The 16,156-nt window shown below is 61.5% G+C and carries 18 protein-coding genes; 8 read left to right on the top strand and 10 right to left on the bottom strand.

The window, feature by feature from the left end; translation table 11 throughout:
• A partial coding sequence (locus AB1E33_RS10770; protein WP_372577278.1) for a winged helix-turn-helix domain-containing protein occupies window positions 1–141 on the bottom strand: 141 nt, incomplete at its 3' end.
• Window positions 142–311: 170 nt separating this feature from the next.
• Between AB1E33_RS10770 and xylF the strand changes: the two genes are divergently transcribed.
• The 4 genes from xylF (at window position 312) to xylA (ending at window position 4,832) form a co-directional block, all read left to right on the top strand.
• Entirely contained in the window at window positions 312–1,328 is a 1,017-nt protein-coding gene (gene xylF / locus AB1E33_RS10765; RefSeq protein ID WP_372577257.1) for a D-xylose ABC transporter substrate-binding protein, read from the top strand.
• A gap of 83 nt (window positions 1,329–1,411) precedes the next feature.
• Window positions 1,412–2,710, top strand: coding sequence for a sugar ABC transporter permease (locus AB1E33_RS10760; RefSeq protein ID WP_372577256.1), 1,299 nt, complete (start codon window positions 1,412–1,414; stop codon window positions 2,708–2,710).
• Complete coding sequence (locus AB1E33_RS10755; protein ID WP_372577255.1) at window positions 2,710–3,489, top strand: ATP-binding cassette domain-containing protein; 780 nt, start codon at window positions 2,710–2,712, stop codon at window positions 3,487–3,489. Before AB1E33_RS10760 ends, AB1E33_RS10755 begins: the two co-directional genes overlap by 1 nt.
• Window positions 3,490–3,524: 35 nt before the next feature.
• Window positions 3,525–4,832 carry a xylose isomerase gene (gene xylA / locus AB1E33_RS10750; protein ID WP_372577254.1) on the top strand — a complete coding sequence of 436 codons (1,308 nt, stop codon included), beginning with the start codon at window positions 3,525–3,527 and terminating at the stop codon, window positions 4,830–4,832.
• 4 nt (window positions 4,833–4,836) lie between these two features.
• On the opposite strand, the gene AB1E33_RS10745 is transcribed toward xylA, so the two are convergent.
• The 7 genes from AB1E33_RS10745 to AB1E33_RS10715 all read right to left on the bottom strand — a co-directional run bounded on the left by AB1E33_RS10745 (window position 4,837) and on the right by AB1E33_RS10715 (window position 11,502).
• The gene (locus AB1E33_RS10745) at window positions 4,837–5,835 is read right to left on the bottom strand and encodes an ABC transporter ATP-binding protein (RefSeq protein WP_372577253.1); all 999 of its coding nucleotides are present in this window, start codon (window positions 5,833–5,835) and stop codon (window positions 4,837–4,839) included.
• Window positions 5,832–6,806, bottom strand: a complete 975-nt coding sequence (locus tag AB1E33_RS10740) for an ABC transporter ATP-binding protein (protein ID WP_372577252.1) — start codon at window positions 6,804–6,806, stop codon at window positions 5,832–5,834. The genes AB1E33_RS10745 and AB1E33_RS10740 overlap by 4 nt, the downstream gene beginning before the upstream one ends.
• The gene (locus AB1E33_RS10735) at window positions 6,803–7,720 is read right to left on the bottom strand and encodes an ABC transporter permease (RefSeq protein WP_372577251.1); all 918 of its coding nucleotides are present in this window, start codon (window positions 7,718–7,720) and stop codon (window positions 6,803–6,805) included. Before AB1E33_RS10735 ends, AB1E33_RS10740 begins: the two co-directional genes overlap by 4 nt.
• Complete coding sequence (locus tag AB1E33_RS10730; RefSeq protein WP_372577250.1) at window positions 7,717–8,694, bottom strand: ABC transporter permease; 978 nt, start codon at window positions 8,692–8,694, stop codon at window positions 7,717–7,719. The genes AB1E33_RS10735 and AB1E33_RS10730 overlap by 4 nt, the downstream gene beginning before the upstream one ends.
• A 53-nt stretch (window positions 8,695–8,747) precedes the next feature.
• A complete protein-coding gene (locus AB1E33_RS10725) occupies window positions 8,748–10,331 on the bottom strand; it encodes an ABC transporter substrate-binding protein (RefSeq protein WP_372577249.1) in 1,584 nt (527 codons plus the stop codon).
• Window positions 10,332–10,695: 364 nt separating this feature from the next.
• Window positions 10,696–11,154: an ATP-binding protein gene (locus tag AB1E33_RS10720; protein ID WP_372577248.1), complete on the bottom strand. Its 459-nt coding sequence runs from the start codon at window positions 11,152–11,154 to the stop codon at window positions 10,696–10,698.
• Window positions 11,155–11,163: 9 nt separating this feature from the next.
• On the bottom strand, window positions 11,164–11,502 hold the full coding sequence (locus tag AB1E33_RS10715; protein ID WP_372577247.1) for an STAS domain-containing protein: 339 nt from the start codon (window positions 11,500–11,502) through the stop codon (window positions 11,164–11,166).
• A gap of 98 nt (window positions 11,503–11,600) precedes the next feature.
• On the opposite strand from AB1E33_RS10715, the gene AB1E33_RS10710 reads away from it, so the two are divergent.
• From AB1E33_RS10710 to msrC, 3 genes are all read left to right on the top strand, one after another.
• A complete protein-coding gene (locus AB1E33_RS10710) occupies window positions 11,601–12,773 on the top strand; it encodes a thiolase family protein (protein WP_372577246.1) in 1,173 nt (390 codons plus the stop codon).
• 87 nt (window positions 12,774–12,860) lie between these two features.
• Window positions 12,861–13,901 (top strand): alpha/beta hydrolase, encoded by a 1,041-nt coding sequence (locus AB1E33_RS10705; protein ID WP_372577245.1) that lies wholly within the window; start codon window positions 12,861–12,863, stop codon window positions 13,899–13,901.
• A gap of 28 nt (window positions 13,902–13,929) precedes the next feature.
• Window positions 13,930–14,382 carry a free L-methionine (R)-S-oxide reductase MsrC gene (gene msrC, locus AB1E33_RS10700; protein ID WP_372577277.1) on the top strand — a complete coding sequence of 151 codons (453 nt, stop codon included), beginning with the start codon at window positions 13,930–13,932 and terminating at the stop codon, window positions 14,380–14,382.
• Between the two features lie 22 nt (window positions 14,383–14,404).
• Here msrC and AB1E33_RS10695 read toward each other — a convergent pair whose 3' ends face one another.
• On the bottom strand, window positions 14,405–15,199 hold the full coding sequence (locus AB1E33_RS10695) for a LytTR family DNA-binding domain-containing protein (RefSeq protein WP_372577244.1): 795 nt from the start codon (window positions 15,197–15,199) through the stop codon (window positions 14,405–14,407).
• Window positions 15,200–15,269: 70 nt separating this feature from the next.
• On the opposite strand from AB1E33_RS10695, the gene AB1E33_RS10690 reads away from it, so the two are divergent.
• A complete protein-coding gene (locus AB1E33_RS10690; RefSeq protein ID WP_372577243.1) occupies window positions 15,270–15,761 on the top strand; it encodes a DUF2306 domain-containing protein in 492 nt (163 codons plus the stop codon).
• 7 nt (window positions 15,762–15,768) lie between these two features.
• Here the strand turns inward: AB1E33_RS10690 and AB1E33_RS10685 are convergent, their stop codons facing one another.
• Complete coding sequence (locus tag AB1E33_RS10685; RefSeq protein WP_372577242.1) at window positions 15,769–16,029, bottom strand: DUF1294 domain-containing protein; 261 nt, start codon at window positions 16,027–16,029, stop codon at window positions 15,769–15,771.
• Window positions 16,030–16,156: the final 127 nt, after the last annotated feature.

Here is a 16,156-nt window from a genome sequence, read left to right as displayed (position 1 = left end):
CACGGTCGCCGGGCTGAGCCCCGTGGCCGAGGCGATGTCGATGCGCGCGATCCGGTTTGCCGCACGGATTTCTTCGAGGATTCTCAACCGGCTGACCTCTCGCTGGTCGGCTGCCGCAGGGGTGGGTCTGGGCGCATTCATGGCGTCATATCCTCATTTGGCTTGTGCCGCGTTTTCACGCGTAGCAAGCTGGTCCCGGTCCATTTGTCTAAGTCTAGCATATTTATTTTGACAGGAAAAATAAATATGTTAAAACACATCATGCTGAGGCCAAACCATCAGCACGCAATTTCTCAGGGAGGAGGAACACCATGAAAAAACTCGGACTCACTGCTGTTGCCGCAATGCTGATGAGCACAGCGGCATATGCGCAAACTGTCGGCGTAAGCTGGTCGAATTTTCAGGAAGAACGCTGGAAGACGGACGAAGCCGCCATTGTCGCGGCACTTGACGCGGCCGGTGCCGAATATGTTTCGGCAGATGCGCAATCTTCGTCCAGCAAGCAATTGGCGGATGTGGAAAGCCTGATCGCTCAGGGCGTGGACGCGCTGATCATTTTGGCGCAAGACACCCAGGCCATCGGCCCTGCGGTTCAGGCCGCCGCTGACGAAGGTATTCCGGTCATCGCCTATGACCGCCTGATCGAAGACCCGCGCGCCTTTTACCTGACATTCGACAATGTCGAGGTGGGCCGGATGCAGGCCCGCGCGGTGCTCGAAGCGCAGCCTGAAGGCAATTACGTGATGATCAAGGGTTCGCCCACCGATCCGAACGCGGATTTCCTGCGTGGCGGTCAGCAGGAGATCCTGCAAGAGGCAATTGACAGCGGCAAGATCACCATTGTGGGCGAGGCCTATACCGATGGCTGGCTGCCTGCCAATGCGCAGCGCAACATGGAACAGATTCTGACCGCTAATGACAACAAGGTTGACGCCGTGGTTGCCTCCAATGACGGCACCGCGGGCGGCGCCGTTGCGGCCCTGACCGCTCAGGGCATGGAAGGCACGCCGGTTTCCGGTCAGGATGGCGACCACGCCGCGCTGAACCGTGTGGCCAACGGTACGCAGACCGTGTCGGTCTGGAAGGACGCACGTGAACTGGGCAAAGCGGCAGGCGAAGTTGCCGTCGCGATGGCCGGTGGCGCATCGGGTTCGGATGTCGACGGGGCGGGCGAGTGGACCTCGCCAGCTGGTACCGCCATGACGGCCAAGTTCCTGGCCCCGGTTCCGGTCACCAAGGACAATCTGACCGCCGTGGTCGATGCTGGCTGGATCACCCAGGACGCGCTCTGCCAGGGCGTGACGGGCGGCCCGGCACCTTGTAACTAAGGTCGTCTACTCAAGAACGACCGGGTGCTGCGCCACGGTGCGGCACCCCACTCCCCACCACCGCTGACACGAAGAGGTCTGACATGACAGACGCAACGTCTCAGCCAATCCCCGAACGGCAAAAAGGTAACCTGTTCCAGCAACTGGAACTGGACCTGCGGCTGTTGGGCATGATTGGCGCTTTCGTCATCCTGTGTATTGGTTTCAATATCCTGACAGATGGTCGGTTCCTGACACCGAGAAACATCTTCAACCTGACAATCCAGACCGTTTCGGTCGCGATCATGGCCTGTGGCATGGTCTTTGTGATCGTGAACCGGCATATCGACCTGTCGGTGGGCGCGCTGCTGGCCACCACCTCGGCGATCATGGCGGTGACACAGACGCAGATCCTGCCGCATACGTTGGGCCTGGGGTTGGGCAATCCGGCGATCTGGCTGATTACGCTGGTGGTCGGGCTGACCGCAGGTACGCTGATCGGGGCCTTTCAGGGCTGGATGGTGGGCTATCTCAGCATTCCCGCCTTCATCGTGACGCTGGGCGGATTTCTGGTCTGGCGCAACGTGGCCTGGTATCTGACCGATGGTCAGACCATCGGCCCGCTTGACGGAACTTTCCTGATCTTTGGCGGCACCAATGGTACCTTGGGCGAGACGACAAGTTGGCTGTTGGCTGCTCTGGCGGCGGCACTGGCGATCTGGGGCCTTTGGGGCGCGCGGCGTGCCAAAGCGGGGCATGGCTTCCCGGTCAAGCCGGCCTGGGCCGAAGCGACGCTTTGCGCAATTACCGCCGGAGCTATCTTTGGCTTCATCTGGATTCTGAACTCCTACCACATTCCCAAACGCCGTCTTGAGCGGATGTTCGAGGCGCGGGGCGAGACCATGCCCGAAGGGCTGGAAGTGGGCTATGGCCTGCCGGTTTCGGTGCTGATCCTGATCACGGTTGCGGTTGTGATGACGATCATCGCACGCCGGACCCGCTTTGGCCGCTACATATTTGCCACCGGAGGCAATCCGGATGCGGCAGAGCTGTCAGGCATCAATACACGGCGCCTGACCGTAAAGATATTCGCGCTGATGGGCTTTCTTTGTGCGCTGTCGGCGGTGATCGCCTCGGCGCGTCTGTCCAACCACTCCAACGATATCGGAACGCTGGACGAGCTGCGCGTGATCGCTGCCGCCGTGATTGGGGGCACTGCACTGTCGGGTGGCTTCGGCACGATCTATGGCGCGATCCTGGGTGCTCTGATCATGCAGGCGCTGCAATCGGGCATGGCCATGGTCGGCGTTGATGCACCGTTCCAGAACATCGTGGTTGGCACGGTGCTGGTTCTGGCAGTGCTGATCGACATCATCTACCGCAAACGAGTGGGGGCAAAGTGATGACACGCAATCCAAAACGCGCCGCGGGCGATACGCCCCTTGTGGAAATGGACGATGTCTCGATCTCTTTCGGGGGTATCAAGGCCGTCGATCACGTTAGCGTCGATCTCTATCCGGGTGAGGTTGTGGGCCTGCTGGGTCATAACGGTGCCGGGAAATCGACCCTGATAAAGATGCTCTCGGGCGCCTATCAGAAGGAAACCGGCGAGATCCGGGTGAACGGGCAGACGGTCGACATCCAGAACCCCCGCGACGCCCGCGCGCTGAACATCGAGACGATTTATCAAACGCTGGCGCTGGCCGACAATCTCGATGCTGCCTCGAACCTGTTTCTGGGTCGCGAGTTGGTGACACCGCTTGGTCTGGTGGACGATTCGGCGATGGAGGCGGAGTGCCGCAAGATCATGGGCCGCCTCAACCCGAACTTTCAGAAGTTCAACGAGCCGGTCTCGGCGCTGTCGGGCGGTCAACGCCAGTCGGTCGCCATTGCACGCGCGGTCTACTTCAATGCCAAGGTTCTGATCATGGACGAACCCACGGCGGCGCTGGGCCCGCACGAAACGCAGATGGTGGCCGAACTGATCCAGCAACTCAAGGCGGACGGGATCGGCATCTTCCTGATCGATCATGACGTGCATGCGGTAATGGAGCTTTGCGACCGGGCCAGCGTGATGAAAAACGGCGAGTTGGTGGGAACGGTCGAGATCGACGATGTCACCGATGATGACCTGCTGTCGATGATCATCCTTGGCAAGAAACCGGGGGAAGAGGCGGCCTGAGCCTCTTCCGGGACTAACAGGTAAGGAGCAGTGGCATGATTACTGGATTCTTCGAGGGTATCGAGAAGGTCAGCTATGAGGGCGAGGGCAGCACCAATCCGCTTGCCTTCCGCCACTACAATCCCGACGAGATTGTGCTGGGCAAGCGGATGGAAGACCACCTTCGCTTTGCCGTTGCCTATTGGCACAGCTTCGCGTGGGAGGGCGGCGATCCCTTTGGCGGGCAGACTTTTGTGCGCCCCTGGCACCCGCAGGACGATATGGGGCGGGCCAAGCTGAAGGCGGACGTTGCCTTTGAGATGTTCGATCTGCTCGGCGCGCCCTATTTCTGCTGGCACGACGCCGATATCCGGCCAGAGCAGGGCAAATTCGCCGACAACCTCGCGACGCTGGACGAGATCACTGACTATATCGGGGAAAAGATGCAGGCCAGCCGGACCGGTCTGCTTTGGGGTACCGCCAACATGTTCAGCCACCGGCGCTGGATGTCGGGTGCCTCGACCAATCCCGATCCGGAGGTTTTTGCCTTTGCAGCGGCCACGGTAAAAAGCTGCATGGATGCTACGCAAAAGCTGGGTGGCCAGAACTATGTGCTTTGGGGCGGGCGCGAAGGGTATGAGACCCTGCTCAACACCGACCTGACGCAGGAACTGGATCATATGGGCCGGTTCCTGAACATGGTGGTCGATTACAAGCACAAGATCGGGTTCAAGGGCGCGATTTTGGTGGAGCCGAAACCGCAGGAACCCTCCAAGCATCAATACGATTATGATGCCGCCACTTGCATTGGCTTTCTGCGCAAATACGGGCTGGAGGATGAGGTAAAGCTGAACCTTGAACAGGGGCACGCCATCTTAGCCGGGCACAGTTTCGAGCATGAGATCGCCGTGGCCGCCAGCGAAGGCATGCTGGGCTCGATCGACATGAACCGTAACGACTACCAGTCCGGCTGGGACACCGATCAGTTCCCCAACAACACGCCCGAGGTGGCGCTGGCCTATTACCATATTCTGAAATCGGGCGGGTTCGATACCGGTGGCACAAATTTCGACGCCAAGCTGCGCCGCCAGTCGCTCGACCCGCATGACCTGATTGCGGCCCATGTGGGTGGCATGGATATCTGCGCCCGCGGCCTGAAAGCCGCCGCTGCGATGGTCGAAGATGGTGGGTTGGAACAGGCACTGCAGGACCGCTATGCGGGATGGTCTGCGCCTGAAGCGCAGGCGATGTTGGGCAGCGATCTGGGCAGCATCACTGATCGCGTTCTGGCCGAGGCGATCAATCCCGAACCCCGCTCGGGCCGTCAGGAAATGCTGGAAAATTACGTCAACCGGTTCGTCTGAAGCCTCAGGTCTCGGTCCAGTGGTGGCAGGCAACTGAGCGGGTTGGTGAGATGGGATGCAGCACCGGGCGCGCGGCGCGGCAATCCGCGCGGGCCAATGGACAGCGCGGGTTGAAGTGGCAGCCGGGCGGCGGGTCGAGCGGCGAGGGAATCTCGCCCTCGATCGGTGCGAAATCGCGCTTGCGCTGATCCAGACGCGGGGCCTCGGCCAGCAGCGCCTTGGTATAGGGATGTTTGGGCGCGGCGAACAGTTCTTCGGTCGGCGCGCTTTCGACAATGCGACCAAGATACATGATCGCGACCCGGTCGGCGATATGCTCGACCACGCTTAGATCGTGACTGATGAACAGATAGGTCAGGCCAAGCTCTTCGCGCAGGTCCATGAACAGGTTGATGACTTGCGCCTGGATCGAGACATCGAGCGCGGCGATTGCTTCGTCACAGACCAGAAAGCGGGGTTTGACGGCCAGCGCGCGGGCAATGCCGATCCGCTGCCTTTGTCCCCCCGAGAACTGGTGCGGGTATCGGCGCTTCATCGATGGATCCAGCCCGACCTTGCCCATGACCTCTTCGACGTAGTCCTCGGTGTCCGAGGTAGAGACCAGTCCATGCACACGAGGCGCTTCACCAATGATGTCCTCGACACGCATCCTTGGGTTCAGGCTGGCGAACGGGTCCTGAAAGATCATCTGGATCGCCAGCGTGGCGGCGCGTTTCTCGGCTCCCGATAGCGTTGCTATGTCCTTGCCATCATAAAGCACCTGACCAACGCTCGCGCCATGTATCCCGGCCACCACACGGCCTAGGGTGGACTTGCCGCAGCCCGATTCACCCACAAGCCCCAGCACCTCGCCCGGAGCGATAGAGAGGTCGACGGCATCGACCGCATGCACGGTCTCTTCCCTGATCTTCGAGCCGAGGCGTTGGGCGATCTTGCCCGCCACGTCCAGCCGTTTGGTGAACCGTTTCGACACGCCCCGGATTTCAAGCAACGGCGCGGTCACGTTGCAGCCCCAAGTGCCTGCGGGTGATGACAGCGCAACCGCCGCCCGTCGACCTTGGTGATCTGCGGCGCGGTGCTGCAGTCCGGGGTGGCCGCGCGGCAGCGGGGAGCAAAGGCGCATCCCTTTGGCATTGCCAGCATGTTGGGTGTCATTCCTTCGATCTGATAAAGCCGCTGGCCGCGTTTGTTGGCCGAAGGCACCGAACCCAGCAGGCCCACGGTATAGGGGTGCAGCGGTCGGTCGATCACGTCATCGGTGGTGCCCTGTTCGACGATCCGCCCGGCATACATCACTGAGATATGGTCGGCGAGGCCCGCGACGACGGCCAGGTCATGGGTGATCCAGATCATCGCCGTGCCGGTCTGGCGGGTCAGCTTCTGCGCCTCATGAATGATCTGGGCCTGAATGGTGACATCCAGCGCTGTAGTCGGTTCGTCCGCGATTATCAGGTCGGGACGGTTGAGAAAGGCGGTGGCGATGGCCACCCGCTGACGCATGCCGCCCGACAGCTGATGCGGATAGGCGCGTAGCCGTTCTTCGGGCGAGGGGATGCCCACCAGCCCCAGCGCTTCGCGGCAGCGTTCCCAAGCGACCTGTCGCGGGATGTCCTCATGAGCCAGGATCGCCTCAATCATCTGTGTGTCGATCCTCAAAACCGGGTTCAGCGTCATCATCGGGTCCTGAAAAATCATCGCGATCCGGTTGCCGCGAAGCTTTTGCAACTCCGGCTCGGGGGCGTTGGCGATCTCGGCGCCGTTGAAACGGATGGACCCGTCGACGATGCGTCCGGGCGGGTCAATCAGGCCGAGGATCGAGAACCCGGTGATCGACTTACCCGACCCGGATTCGCCGACCAACCCCATCACCTCGCCCTTGCGGACCTTGAAATCGGCGCCATCCACAGCTCTGATCACCCCGGCATGGGTAAAGAAATGCGTGCGCAGCGCACTGACCTCTAGCACCGCGCTCATTTCTTCAGCCTCGGGTTCAGCACATCGCGTAGTTGGTCGCCAACAAGATTGATCGACACCACCGTCAGCAGCAGCGCCAGACCGGGAAAGACCGAAATCCAGTAGCGCCCCGACAGCATGTATTCGAACCCGTTTGCAATCAGCACGCCCAGAGACGGCTCGGTCTGCGGCAGGCCGACCCCAAGAAAGGACAAAGTCGCCTCAAGCGAGATCGCGTGAGCGGTCTGCACGGTGCCCACCACGATCAGAGGCGCTAGGCAATTGGGCAGGATGTGGCGGAACACGATGCGCAGGCGCGACAGGCCAAGGCATTGCGCGGCCTCGACATACTCCTTGTTGCGCTCGACCAGGGCGGTTCCGCGCACGGTACGGGCATAATAGGCCCATTGCGCCACCACCAGCGCCAAAATGATCTTGTCGATCCCCTTGCCCAAAATGGCCACCAGCATCAGCGCCACAAGCGCTGCCGGAAAAGAAAGCTGCAGATCGACAACCCGCATGATGATGTTCTCGGTGCGCCCGCCCGCATAAGCCGCCAGCAGCCCGATCGCCATGCCGATCGCCAGCGCGATGATGCCCGAGGCGACCCCCACTGACAGCGAAATGCGCAGCCCATACAGGATCGCCGAATAGAGATCGCGCCCCGACCCGTCCGATCCCAGCCACATCGTATAACCCGCAAACGCCTCGGACCCCGGTGGCAGGCGCCCGTCCAGCACATCGACCTGCGCCAGATCATAGGGGTTTTGCGGGGTGATCCACGGGGCCAGCACCGCCAGCACGATGATCAGGCCCAGAACACACACCGCAACCGCTGCAATTCGGCTCTCCAGGAATTCCGACAGAAACCGCCGGAAAGGTGTTTCCACTGGCGCGGCTTGTACCGCCTCGGGCTGGTCGGCCAGATCCGTCATGCGCCCTGATCCCGCAGGCGTACCCTAGGGTCGAGAATGGAATAAAGGATGTCCACGATCAGGTTGATGAGGACAAAGAACAGCACGATGATCATCAGATAGGCCACCACCACAGGCCGGTCGAGCTGCAGGATCGCGTCGATCAGCAGTTTGCCCATCCCTGGCCACGCAAAGATCGACTCGGTCACCACCGAGAACCCGATCAGGCTGCCGAATTCGAGCCCCATCACAGTGACCACCGGGATCATGATATTCTTGAGCACATGCACAAAGACGATGCGGCGGGTCGAAAGCCCTTTGGCGCGGGCGTATTTGACGTAATCCTGTCCCATCGCCTCGCGCACCCCGGCGCGGGTCAGGCGGATCGCAAGCGAGATTTTCAGCAGCGCCAGATTCATCGCCGGCAACAGAACATGCGACAGCCCGTCCCGCGTAGCCAGGCTGGTCTCGATCCCGAGGATATGCCCGGTGTCACCGCGCCCGGTCGAGGGCAGCCAGCCCAGTTCGACCGCAAAGAACATGATCAGCATCAGCCCAACCCAGAAGGTGGGAAGCGAAAACCCCAGGATCGACCCGGCCATGATGCCCTTGGACAGCGGGCTGTCAGGATAGAGTCCGGCATAAAGTCCAAGCGGCACGCCCACTGCCACCGCCAGAAACAGCGCGCTGAAGGCCAGTTCCAGCGTGGCAGGCATATGGTGCAGGATCAGCTTGAGCGCTGGTTCCCCGAAGATGAAGGAATTGCCCAGATTGCCCTGCGCCGCGCCGCTGACAAACAGCAGGTACTGCTCCCAAATAGGGCGGTCCAGGCCAAGGCGGCGGATCGTGGCCTCGATATCGGCCTGATCGGCGTCTGGGCTGACCAGCATATGCACCGGATCTCCAATGACATTGACGCCAAAGAACACGATCACCGACATCAGGAACACCACAAGAAGGGCCTGCATCAGCCGCCTTATGATGAAAACTGTCATGGGAATTCGCCTTGCCGGTCAAAGAGCCGGGCCACGAGGCCCGGCCCGTGCGGTCACTGTTTCACGACGCCGGTCGCGAAAGTGTATTCATCGGTGCGTGGGATATATTCCAGCCCCTTCTTGGCTGCCCAGGTATTGACCTGGAAATGAGTCGGAATAATCGCCACATTCTCGATCGCCATCTCAGTGGCCTGCGCGAGCAGCTCCTGCCGCTTGGCGTCATCCACGGTGCGCAACGCCTCTTCGATCACCGCGTCGATCTCGTCGCTGGAATGGCGGCCACGATTGGACGACCCGAACCCCTTGTCCTTGTCATAAGTGTGAATCAGCGACTTGAGCGGTGACGAGGCCTCGCCCGAACCTGCGCCCCAGCCAACCAGAATGAAGCTGAACTCGGGCAGACCGTCGGGGCTGCCCTTCGAGGCACGGCCGAAATAAACCGAGCGCGGCATCGTTTCGACCGAAGTCTTGACCCCGACCCGCGTCAGCATCTGACCGATCGCCTCGGCTATTCTGGCGTCGTTGATATAGCGGTCATTGGGGCCATGAATGGTCAGTTGAAATCCGTCGGGATACCCGGCCTCGGCCAGCAATGCCTTGGCACCCTCGGGATCATAGGCCACCGGTTGCAGGTTTTCGGACACTCCAAAGAAGCCATCGGGCAGCAATTGCCCGGCGGGCAGCGCGACCCCTTCCATCACCCGATCCACTATAGCGTCACGATTGATTGCCTTGGAAATGGCTGTGCGCACCTTCTGGTCCATCAGCGGGTTCTTGATTTCGGCCCCGTCATTGCCCTTCACGAAGGGCGAGTTCTCGCGGAACTGATCCAGATGCAAATAGATCACCCGGTTCGACACGCCTTGGCTGAGCTGGATGTCCTCGTTGGCTTCGAGAGTGGCGATATCGGTGGTCGGCACCCCGGCGATCATGTCCACGTCGCCGGCCAGAAGCGCCGCAACCCGGCTGGGACCGGATTTGATCGGGCGGAACTCTACCTCGGCCCAGGCTGGTGCATCGCCCCAATAGGCGTCGTTGCGCAGCATTGTGATGCTCTCGCCGGGTTTGTAGTCGCCGAACTTGAACGGACCGGTGCCCACGGCGGCGGTGCCTGCGTTGAACTCTTCGGTGGAGGCGTCGCACCCGGCGCTGTCCGAGATGATCGGGATCGTCGAGATGTCATTGGCCATCAGCGGATAAGGTTCGGCGGTCTTGATATGGACGGTGTAGTCGTCAATCTTTTCGGCAGTCTTCCCCTTGAGATAAGCGCCAAAGCTTGAGGGCGAGTTTGGCACGTCCGGCGCGCGGGTAATGGTGCAGAGCACGTCATCGGCGTTGAAGTCGCTGCCGTCATGGAAGGTCACGCCCTCGCGCAGTTTGAATTCCCATGTCAGGTCGTCGATCGGTTGCCACGAAACTGCTAGGCCGGGTGTCAGGTTCTGCTTCTCGTCCTGCGCGACCAACCGGTCGTAGATGTGGAACGCCATGGCGTTGTTGGGGCCGAGATTGTGGAAATGCGGGTCCATCGCAGTTGGTTCCGAAGCCAGCCCGATGGTCAGCTTTTCTGCGGATGCGGTTGTCGCGGCAAACGCAAGCATGCCGGTTGCGACGGCAAGTGCCGTTGTAACTTTCGTCATGAATTCAATCTCCCTAGGCGTGCGGTATGTGCTGCGCCGGTGGTCGGCGCGATCTCCGCTTCACTGGGGGATGCTAACTGAGTGGCGGCTCATTGCAATGGGGAGCCGGGATGTGTGCACGCGACAAAGCCCGCTGGCAGGGTGCTTTCAGCGCCCGGACCAAGACTTGCTGAGTCGACTATGGGGAAATCGGAGGCCGCATGGCAATTGGAGCGAGGGGCATGCAGTCAGGTGTCAGGGGGAAACGTTCCTCGGCGCCGCGTTCAGGGTGGGGGCTGTTACACGCGGCACCGAGGGAAGCTTTATGCAGCTACACGGATTGTATCGCGCGCGTTTGCGGCGGCACTGCGGAATGATTGGGACATTATTGTGACACGCTGGCGTTGTGTTCGGGTAGCTCGAAGCGCAGGCTAAGGTGGTTGCAGCCGGCCCGCCTTTCATACGCGACCTGATCCGCAAGTGTTCGGATCAAGTGCCAGCCGAACCCGCCTTCGGGTAGGTCATCGGGGTTGGGGGGCGGCAGCGTGCGGGCAGACAGGCTCCGCGTTGGCAGCGGTGTGCCGAAGTCGGACAATTCGATTTCGACCAGCTCGGGTGTTGCGGCGACGCTGACCCGGATGCGGCCGGGCGCGCGCGGTCGATAGGCATGCTCGACAATATTGTTGAGCACTTCTGCAAGCACGATGCGGATATCCTCCATCCGCGCGGGCGCCACGCCCGATTTCGCGACATGGCTGCAGAGGTCGCTCACTGCCTGGCGCGCGGCCAGTGGAGTGGCGATTACGCTCAGGCGCAATCGATCAGTGGCGTGGTCCGGTTCCACCCGCCTGTCTCACCTTGTCTCCGTCGACAGCGCTGCGTCGAGGGTGGGGAACAGGTTGAAGATCGTATCCATCCGGGTCAGGCGAAAGACCTTCTCGACGATCGGGGTCAGCCCGGCCAGATCCAGCTTACGTCCGTCGTCAAGCTGTTTCATTGATGCCACGATCGCGCCAAGGCCGCTGGAATCGATGAACTCCACTCTGGAAAGATCCAAAATGACGCGCCCGGTGGAGTCAGCGGTTTGTGTGCGCATGTCTTCTTTGAACTGGATGGCCATGGCGGCGTCGATCCGGTCGGCGCTGACCGTGATGATGCGCGCATCACCGGCCACCCTGCTGCTCAGGCTCATATCCGAAGTTTCCCTTTTTGCAAGCGATAGGTAGAAATACGCTAGACGCCAATTCTTACCATTCGGTATCCAAGTTACGATAAATTTGGAGGAATGCCATGAAAGAGGTGGTGATTGCAGGGGCGGCCCGAACGCCCATGGGTGGGTTTCAGGGCGCGTTCGAACCGATGACGGCCGCCGCGCTTGGCGGTGTCGCCATCCGCGGGGCGCTTGACGGCACAGGGCTGGCCTCGGTTGACGAGTTGTTGATGGGTTGCGTTCTGCCGGCCGGTCAGGGCCAGGCCCCGGCGCGACAGGCGGGATTTGCCGCCGGTCTGGGCGAAGAGGTGCCCGCCACCACGCTCAACAAGATGTGTGGCTCGGGCATGAAGGCCGCGATGCTGGCTTATGACCAGATCGCGCTGGGCCATGCCGACACAATGATCGCAGGCGGGATGGAGAGCATGACCAACGCGCCTTACCTGCTACCCAAGATGCGGGGCGGTGCGCGGATCGGCCATGCTCAGGTGATTGACCACATGTTTCTCGACGGGCTCGAGGATGCCTATGACAAGGGCCGGCTGATGGGCACCTTTGCCGAGGATTGCGCCGAGAAATACCAGTTCACCCGCGAAGCACAGGACGAATATGCGTTGCAATCGCTGTCCAACGCGCTGTCGGCACAGGAAAGCGGCGCATTCGACGCCGAGATCGCGGCTGTGACCGTCAGAACCCGCAAGGGCGAAGCGATCATCGCGGATGACGAGCAGCCCAAAACCGCGCGTCCCGACAAAATACCGACGCTGAAACCGGCCTTTCGACCCGAGGGGACTGTGACGGCGGCAAATGCCTCTTCGATCTCGGACGGCGCCGCGGCGCTGGTGCTGGCGTCGGCCGGGGCGGCTGAGGCGCGCGGATTAAAGACGCGCGCGCGGATTCCGGGCCATGCGAGCCATGCGCAGGCACCAGGTTGGTTCACAACCGCGCCTGTTCCGGCGGCGCAGAAGCTGCTCGACCGTCTGGGCTGGAGCACGGATGACGTCGATCTGTGGGAGGTCAACGAAGCCTTCGCCGTGGTGCCCATGGCCTTCATGCGCGAAATGGGGCTGTCCCGTGACAAAGTAAACGTCAATGGCGGCGCCTGTGCGCTGGGTCACCCGATCGGCGCCTCGGGCGCGCGAATCATGGTCACGCTGCTGAACGCGCTGGAAACACGAGGTCTGAAACGCGGGATCGCTGCGATCTGTATCGGCGGCGGAGAGGGAACCGCCATCGCAATCGAGCGTATCTAGACCAGCAGGCATCGTGACGCCGCGTAGCGCTTGTCGCTGGGTGGGTGATTGTCGCAGCCTGCCGCCAAGGCAGGGAGACAATGCGACATGCGTAAGGTGAGGATCTTGTTCGGGTTCATCAAGCTGCTGATGCCCGAACCACTGGTTGCTCTGATCTATATCGGGCGGCGCGCGACCGTTGCGGGTCGCGTGATCGACACCAAGGCGCAGGCGGTGGGCGAGCTGGTGGCGTTGCTACGCGATCCCAACGAGTTGCCGCCCGTCGAGGAAAGCCGCCGCCAGCTTGCGGCGATGGCCGAAAAGCTTGGCAAGCCCTGCCCGGATGGCGTTTCAAAGTCCGATATCACGTTGCCGGGCGCTGCCGGGGACCGGCCTGCCCGGGTCTATGTTCCGCAAGGCGGCAACATGCAGGCGGTTCAGCCAACGCTGCTCTATCTGCATGGCGGCGGCTGGATACAGGGCGGGATCGAGACCCATGACGGGCTGTGCGGCGCTTTGGCTCTGCAATCGGGCCTGCGAGTGATCTCGTACCACTATCGCCTGGCGCCCGAAAATCCGTTTCCGGCTGCTCCTGAAGATATTCTGACAGCCTATCGCGCGCTGATCGAAGGAGAGACAGTGCTCAGCGTCGCGCCCGAACAGCTTGTGGTCGGCGGCGACAGCGCCGGGGGCAACCTGACGGCCTGCCTGATGCATGATCTTGCGACGGCGGATATCGATCTGCCGCGCGCGCAGCTGCTGATCTATCCTGGCGTGGATGCGCGGCTTGAAACGCCGTCGATACGTGATCTGCAGGACCAGCCCTTGCTGCCCGCCACACGGATCGACTGGTACATCAACCTCTATCTGCCCGAGGAGCAGGACCGGCTTGATCCGCGCGTCTCACCGATCTTTTCCGAAACGTTGAGCAACCAGCCCGAGGCGCTGATCATCGCTGGTGGCCATGACCCGCTATGGGATGACGCGCAGGCATATGCAGCCAAGCTGACCGAAGGTGGGGTCAACGCCGAGTTGCTGAACTATCCCGGCCAGATCCACGCCTTTATGTCCTTGACCAAGGTGATCCCGCAGGGCAACGACGCAGTGGACCAAACCGCCGATTGGCTGCGGCGCGTGCTGAATGCCTGAGCGCCGCGCAGCAGGGGAACACAACACCATGCGTGCAAACTACAATCATCTGGCTCAAACCATCGCCGCCCTGACCGAGGGCGAGACTGACACGGTCGCGCTCATGGCCACGATCGCCTGCGAGGTGCATCACTCGGACGACCGGTTCGACTGGACCGGGTTCTACCGCGTGACCGAACCTGAACTGCTCAAGATCGGTCCCTATCAGGGCGGGCATGGCTGTCTGGTCATCCCCTTCGCGCGTGGCGTCTGCGGCGCGGCGGCGCGGACCGGTGAGGTGCAGCTTGTCGCCGACGTGGATGCCTTCGACGGTCATATCGCCTGCGCCAGCTCGACCCGGTCGGAACTGGTCATCCCGGTGCGCGACAGGGCGGGCCGGATCATCGCGGTTTTTGACATCGACAGCAATCAGCCCGCCGCCTTTTCCGACACAGACGCAGAGGCGTTGTCGCAGATCCTGTCCGAGGTCTTTGCCCGCTAGCGGGTTGCGGGGCTGCTTGCCGTCAGGGGCGAGGCCCCGGCACAAGGCCCGCCTGTTGAAGGGCGGGCAGGTAGCTGCGGCTCACCGGTATCTCGGTGCCGTCGGACAGAGTGACGATGACCCGTCCCTTGCTGCGCCGCACGGTTGCGATGCCGCTGCACGACACCCAATGCGAGCGGTGGACCTGATAGCCCTCGACCGGGGCCGCTTCTTTCACCGCGTCCGAAAAGCGCATCAAAATCAGGTTCTGGCCCTTGTCGGTACGCACATTGGTATAGTGATCTTCGGCGGAAAGTGACAGCAATCTGCCGCGCTTGTCGAAGGGCAGCCGGTCAAGGATCGCGGGCCCATGCTCCGGTGCGGATCCAAGATCGTGGATGCGCTGCAGCATCACCGTGATAACCATCGTGGCCCCTATCACGCTCAGTGCGAAGGAGGTCATGTTTCCGGACGGGACCGACCCGAATGCCAGCAGGTTCAACCCAAGCACTGCACCCAGAATGAATACCCCCGCGACCGCGCCCTGTACCAGCCAGCCTGCCAGACCGCTGAGCCGACTTTTCGACAGTCGGGTTCCTAATGTCTGCGACACGAGGAACCCGATCGCATAGGTCACCCAGACCATCACAAGCACATAGATCAGGCGCGGTGCGAAGCTCATCACGTCCTTCAGGCCAAACGCGTCGATGATCGTCAGGACAAGTGCTATCCCAGACAGGATTGTTGCCGTGGTCGGGTGTTTCAAATGCTGCTGCAACTCGCGTAGCGCAAATGCCGCGCGGCCGGGATTGGCGCAATTGTCTCGTATCTGGCGCATCTGATCTTGTCGCATATGGCCGGGTACCGTTCAGAATAGTCGCGTTTGTACCAACGCGAAAGGGCCTGCGGTGACACTCGACCCGATTCTGAATGCCCCGTTTGCGATCCAGCTTCACGTGTGTGCCGCGATACCGGCAACAGTGCTGGGGCCGCTTGCGATCTATCGCAGCAAACGCGACCTGCTGCACAAGTGCACGGGCTATGCCTGGATCAGCGCGATGGCTGTGATGGCGCTGTCATCGTTCTTCATCTCCGGGTGGCGGGTCATCGGCCCGTTTGGGCCCATCCACCTGATCTCGATCTTCGTTCTGCAGGGGCTGATCTCGGGCCTGTCCGATGCACGCGCAGCCCGGATTGCCGCCCACAAGGCCACAATGCAGAGCATCTACTGGTGGGGGATCGGCCTTGCCGGGCTTCTGACGCTCATGCCGGGCCGCCGGCTAAACGATGCCCTCTTTGGGACCCATCCCGAAACCGGCTATTTGGTCGTGGCAGCAGGGCTGTTGCTGCTGACCGCGCGCTGGTGGTCGGCGCGACAGGGCGGGTGGTTGTCGGTCTGAGCGCGGGTCAGATCAGCCCGTTGGACAGGGCAAGGGCGCCGATGCCCACCTGACAAATAAAAATGCCCCACAACCAGCGCGAAAACGGTTGCTTGCGGGTCTTATGGCGGAAGATCCAGCGGCTCAGCAGGGCTGCCGGGCTGCCGCCCAGGGCCGCACACCAGAGCAATCTCCGCTCGGGCACGCGCAGCCGCTTGCGCCGGGCACAGAGCTTGTCCCAGCCAAAAAGCGCGATTGTCAGACCGTTTATGGCCCACAGGAAAAACACCACATTCCACATGATCGGGTAATACCGTCAGCGAAAATCCGAGCGCAATGAAAAAACGCTTGGAAATTTCACGGAATCAGCGCTAGATGAAAAACGGAGCAAAAATTTCACGAAGTTGACGGAGGGA

It is taken from the genome of Ruegeria hyattellae, assembly GCF_041537925.1.
In the GTDB taxonomy this organism is placed as follows: Bacteria; Pseudomonadota; Alphaproteobacteria; order Rhodobacterales; family Rhodobacteraceae; genus Ruegeria_C.
Note: the sequence above shows the minus strand (reverse complement) of the source record. Positions and strands in the feature narration are given on the sequence as shown.

Coding starts and splice junctions, on each gene's coding strand:
- xylF (WP_372577257.1), top strand. CDS start 312: ATGAAAAAACTCGGACTCACTGCTGTTGCCGCAATGCTGATGAGCACA.
- AB1E33_RS10760 (WP_372577256.1), top strand. CDS start 1,412: ATGACAGACGCAACGTCTCAGCCAATCCCCGAACGGCAAAAAGGTAAC.
- AB1E33_RS10755 (WP_372577255.1), top strand. CDS start 2,710: ATGACACGCAATCCAAAACGCGCCGCGGGCGATACGCCCCTTGTGGAA.
- xylA (WP_372577254.1), top strand. CDS start 3,525: ATGATTACTGGATTCTTCGAGGGTATCGAGAAGGTCAGCTATGAGGGC.
- AB1E33_RS10740 (WP_372577252.1), bottom strand. CDS start 6,806: ATGAGCGCGGTGCTAGAGGTCAGTGCGCTGCGCACGCATTTCTTTACC.
- AB1E33_RS10735 (WP_372577251.1), bottom strand. CDS start 7,720: ATGACGGATCTGGCCGACCAGCCCGAGGCGGTACAAGCCGCGCCAGTG.
- AB1E33_RS10730 (WP_372577250.1), bottom strand. CDS start 8,694: ATGACAGTTTTCATCATAAGGCGGCTGATGCAGGCCCTTCTTGTGGTG.
- AB1E33_RS10725 (WP_372577249.1), bottom strand. CDS start 10,331: ATGACGAAAGTTACAACGGCACTTGCCGTCGCAACCGGCATGCTTGCG.
- AB1E33_RS10715 (WP_372577247.1), bottom strand. CDS start 11,502: ATGAGCCTGAGCAGCAGGGTGGCCGGTGATGCGCGCATCATCACGGTC.
- AB1E33_RS10710 (WP_372577246.1), top strand. CDS start 11,601: ATGAAAGAGGTGGTGATTGCAGGGGCGGCCCGAACGCCCATGGGTGGG.
- AB1E33_RS10705 (WP_372577245.1), top strand. CDS start 12,861: ATGCGTAAGGTGAGGATCTTGTTCGGGTTCATCAAGCTGCTGATGCCC.
- msrC (WP_372577277.1), top strand. CDS start 13,930: ATGCGTGCAAACTACAATCATCTGGCTCAAACCATCGCCGCCCTGACC.
- AB1E33_RS10695 (WP_372577244.1), bottom strand. CDS start 15,199: ATGCGCCAGATACGAGACAATTGCGCCAATCCCGGCCGCGCGGCATTT.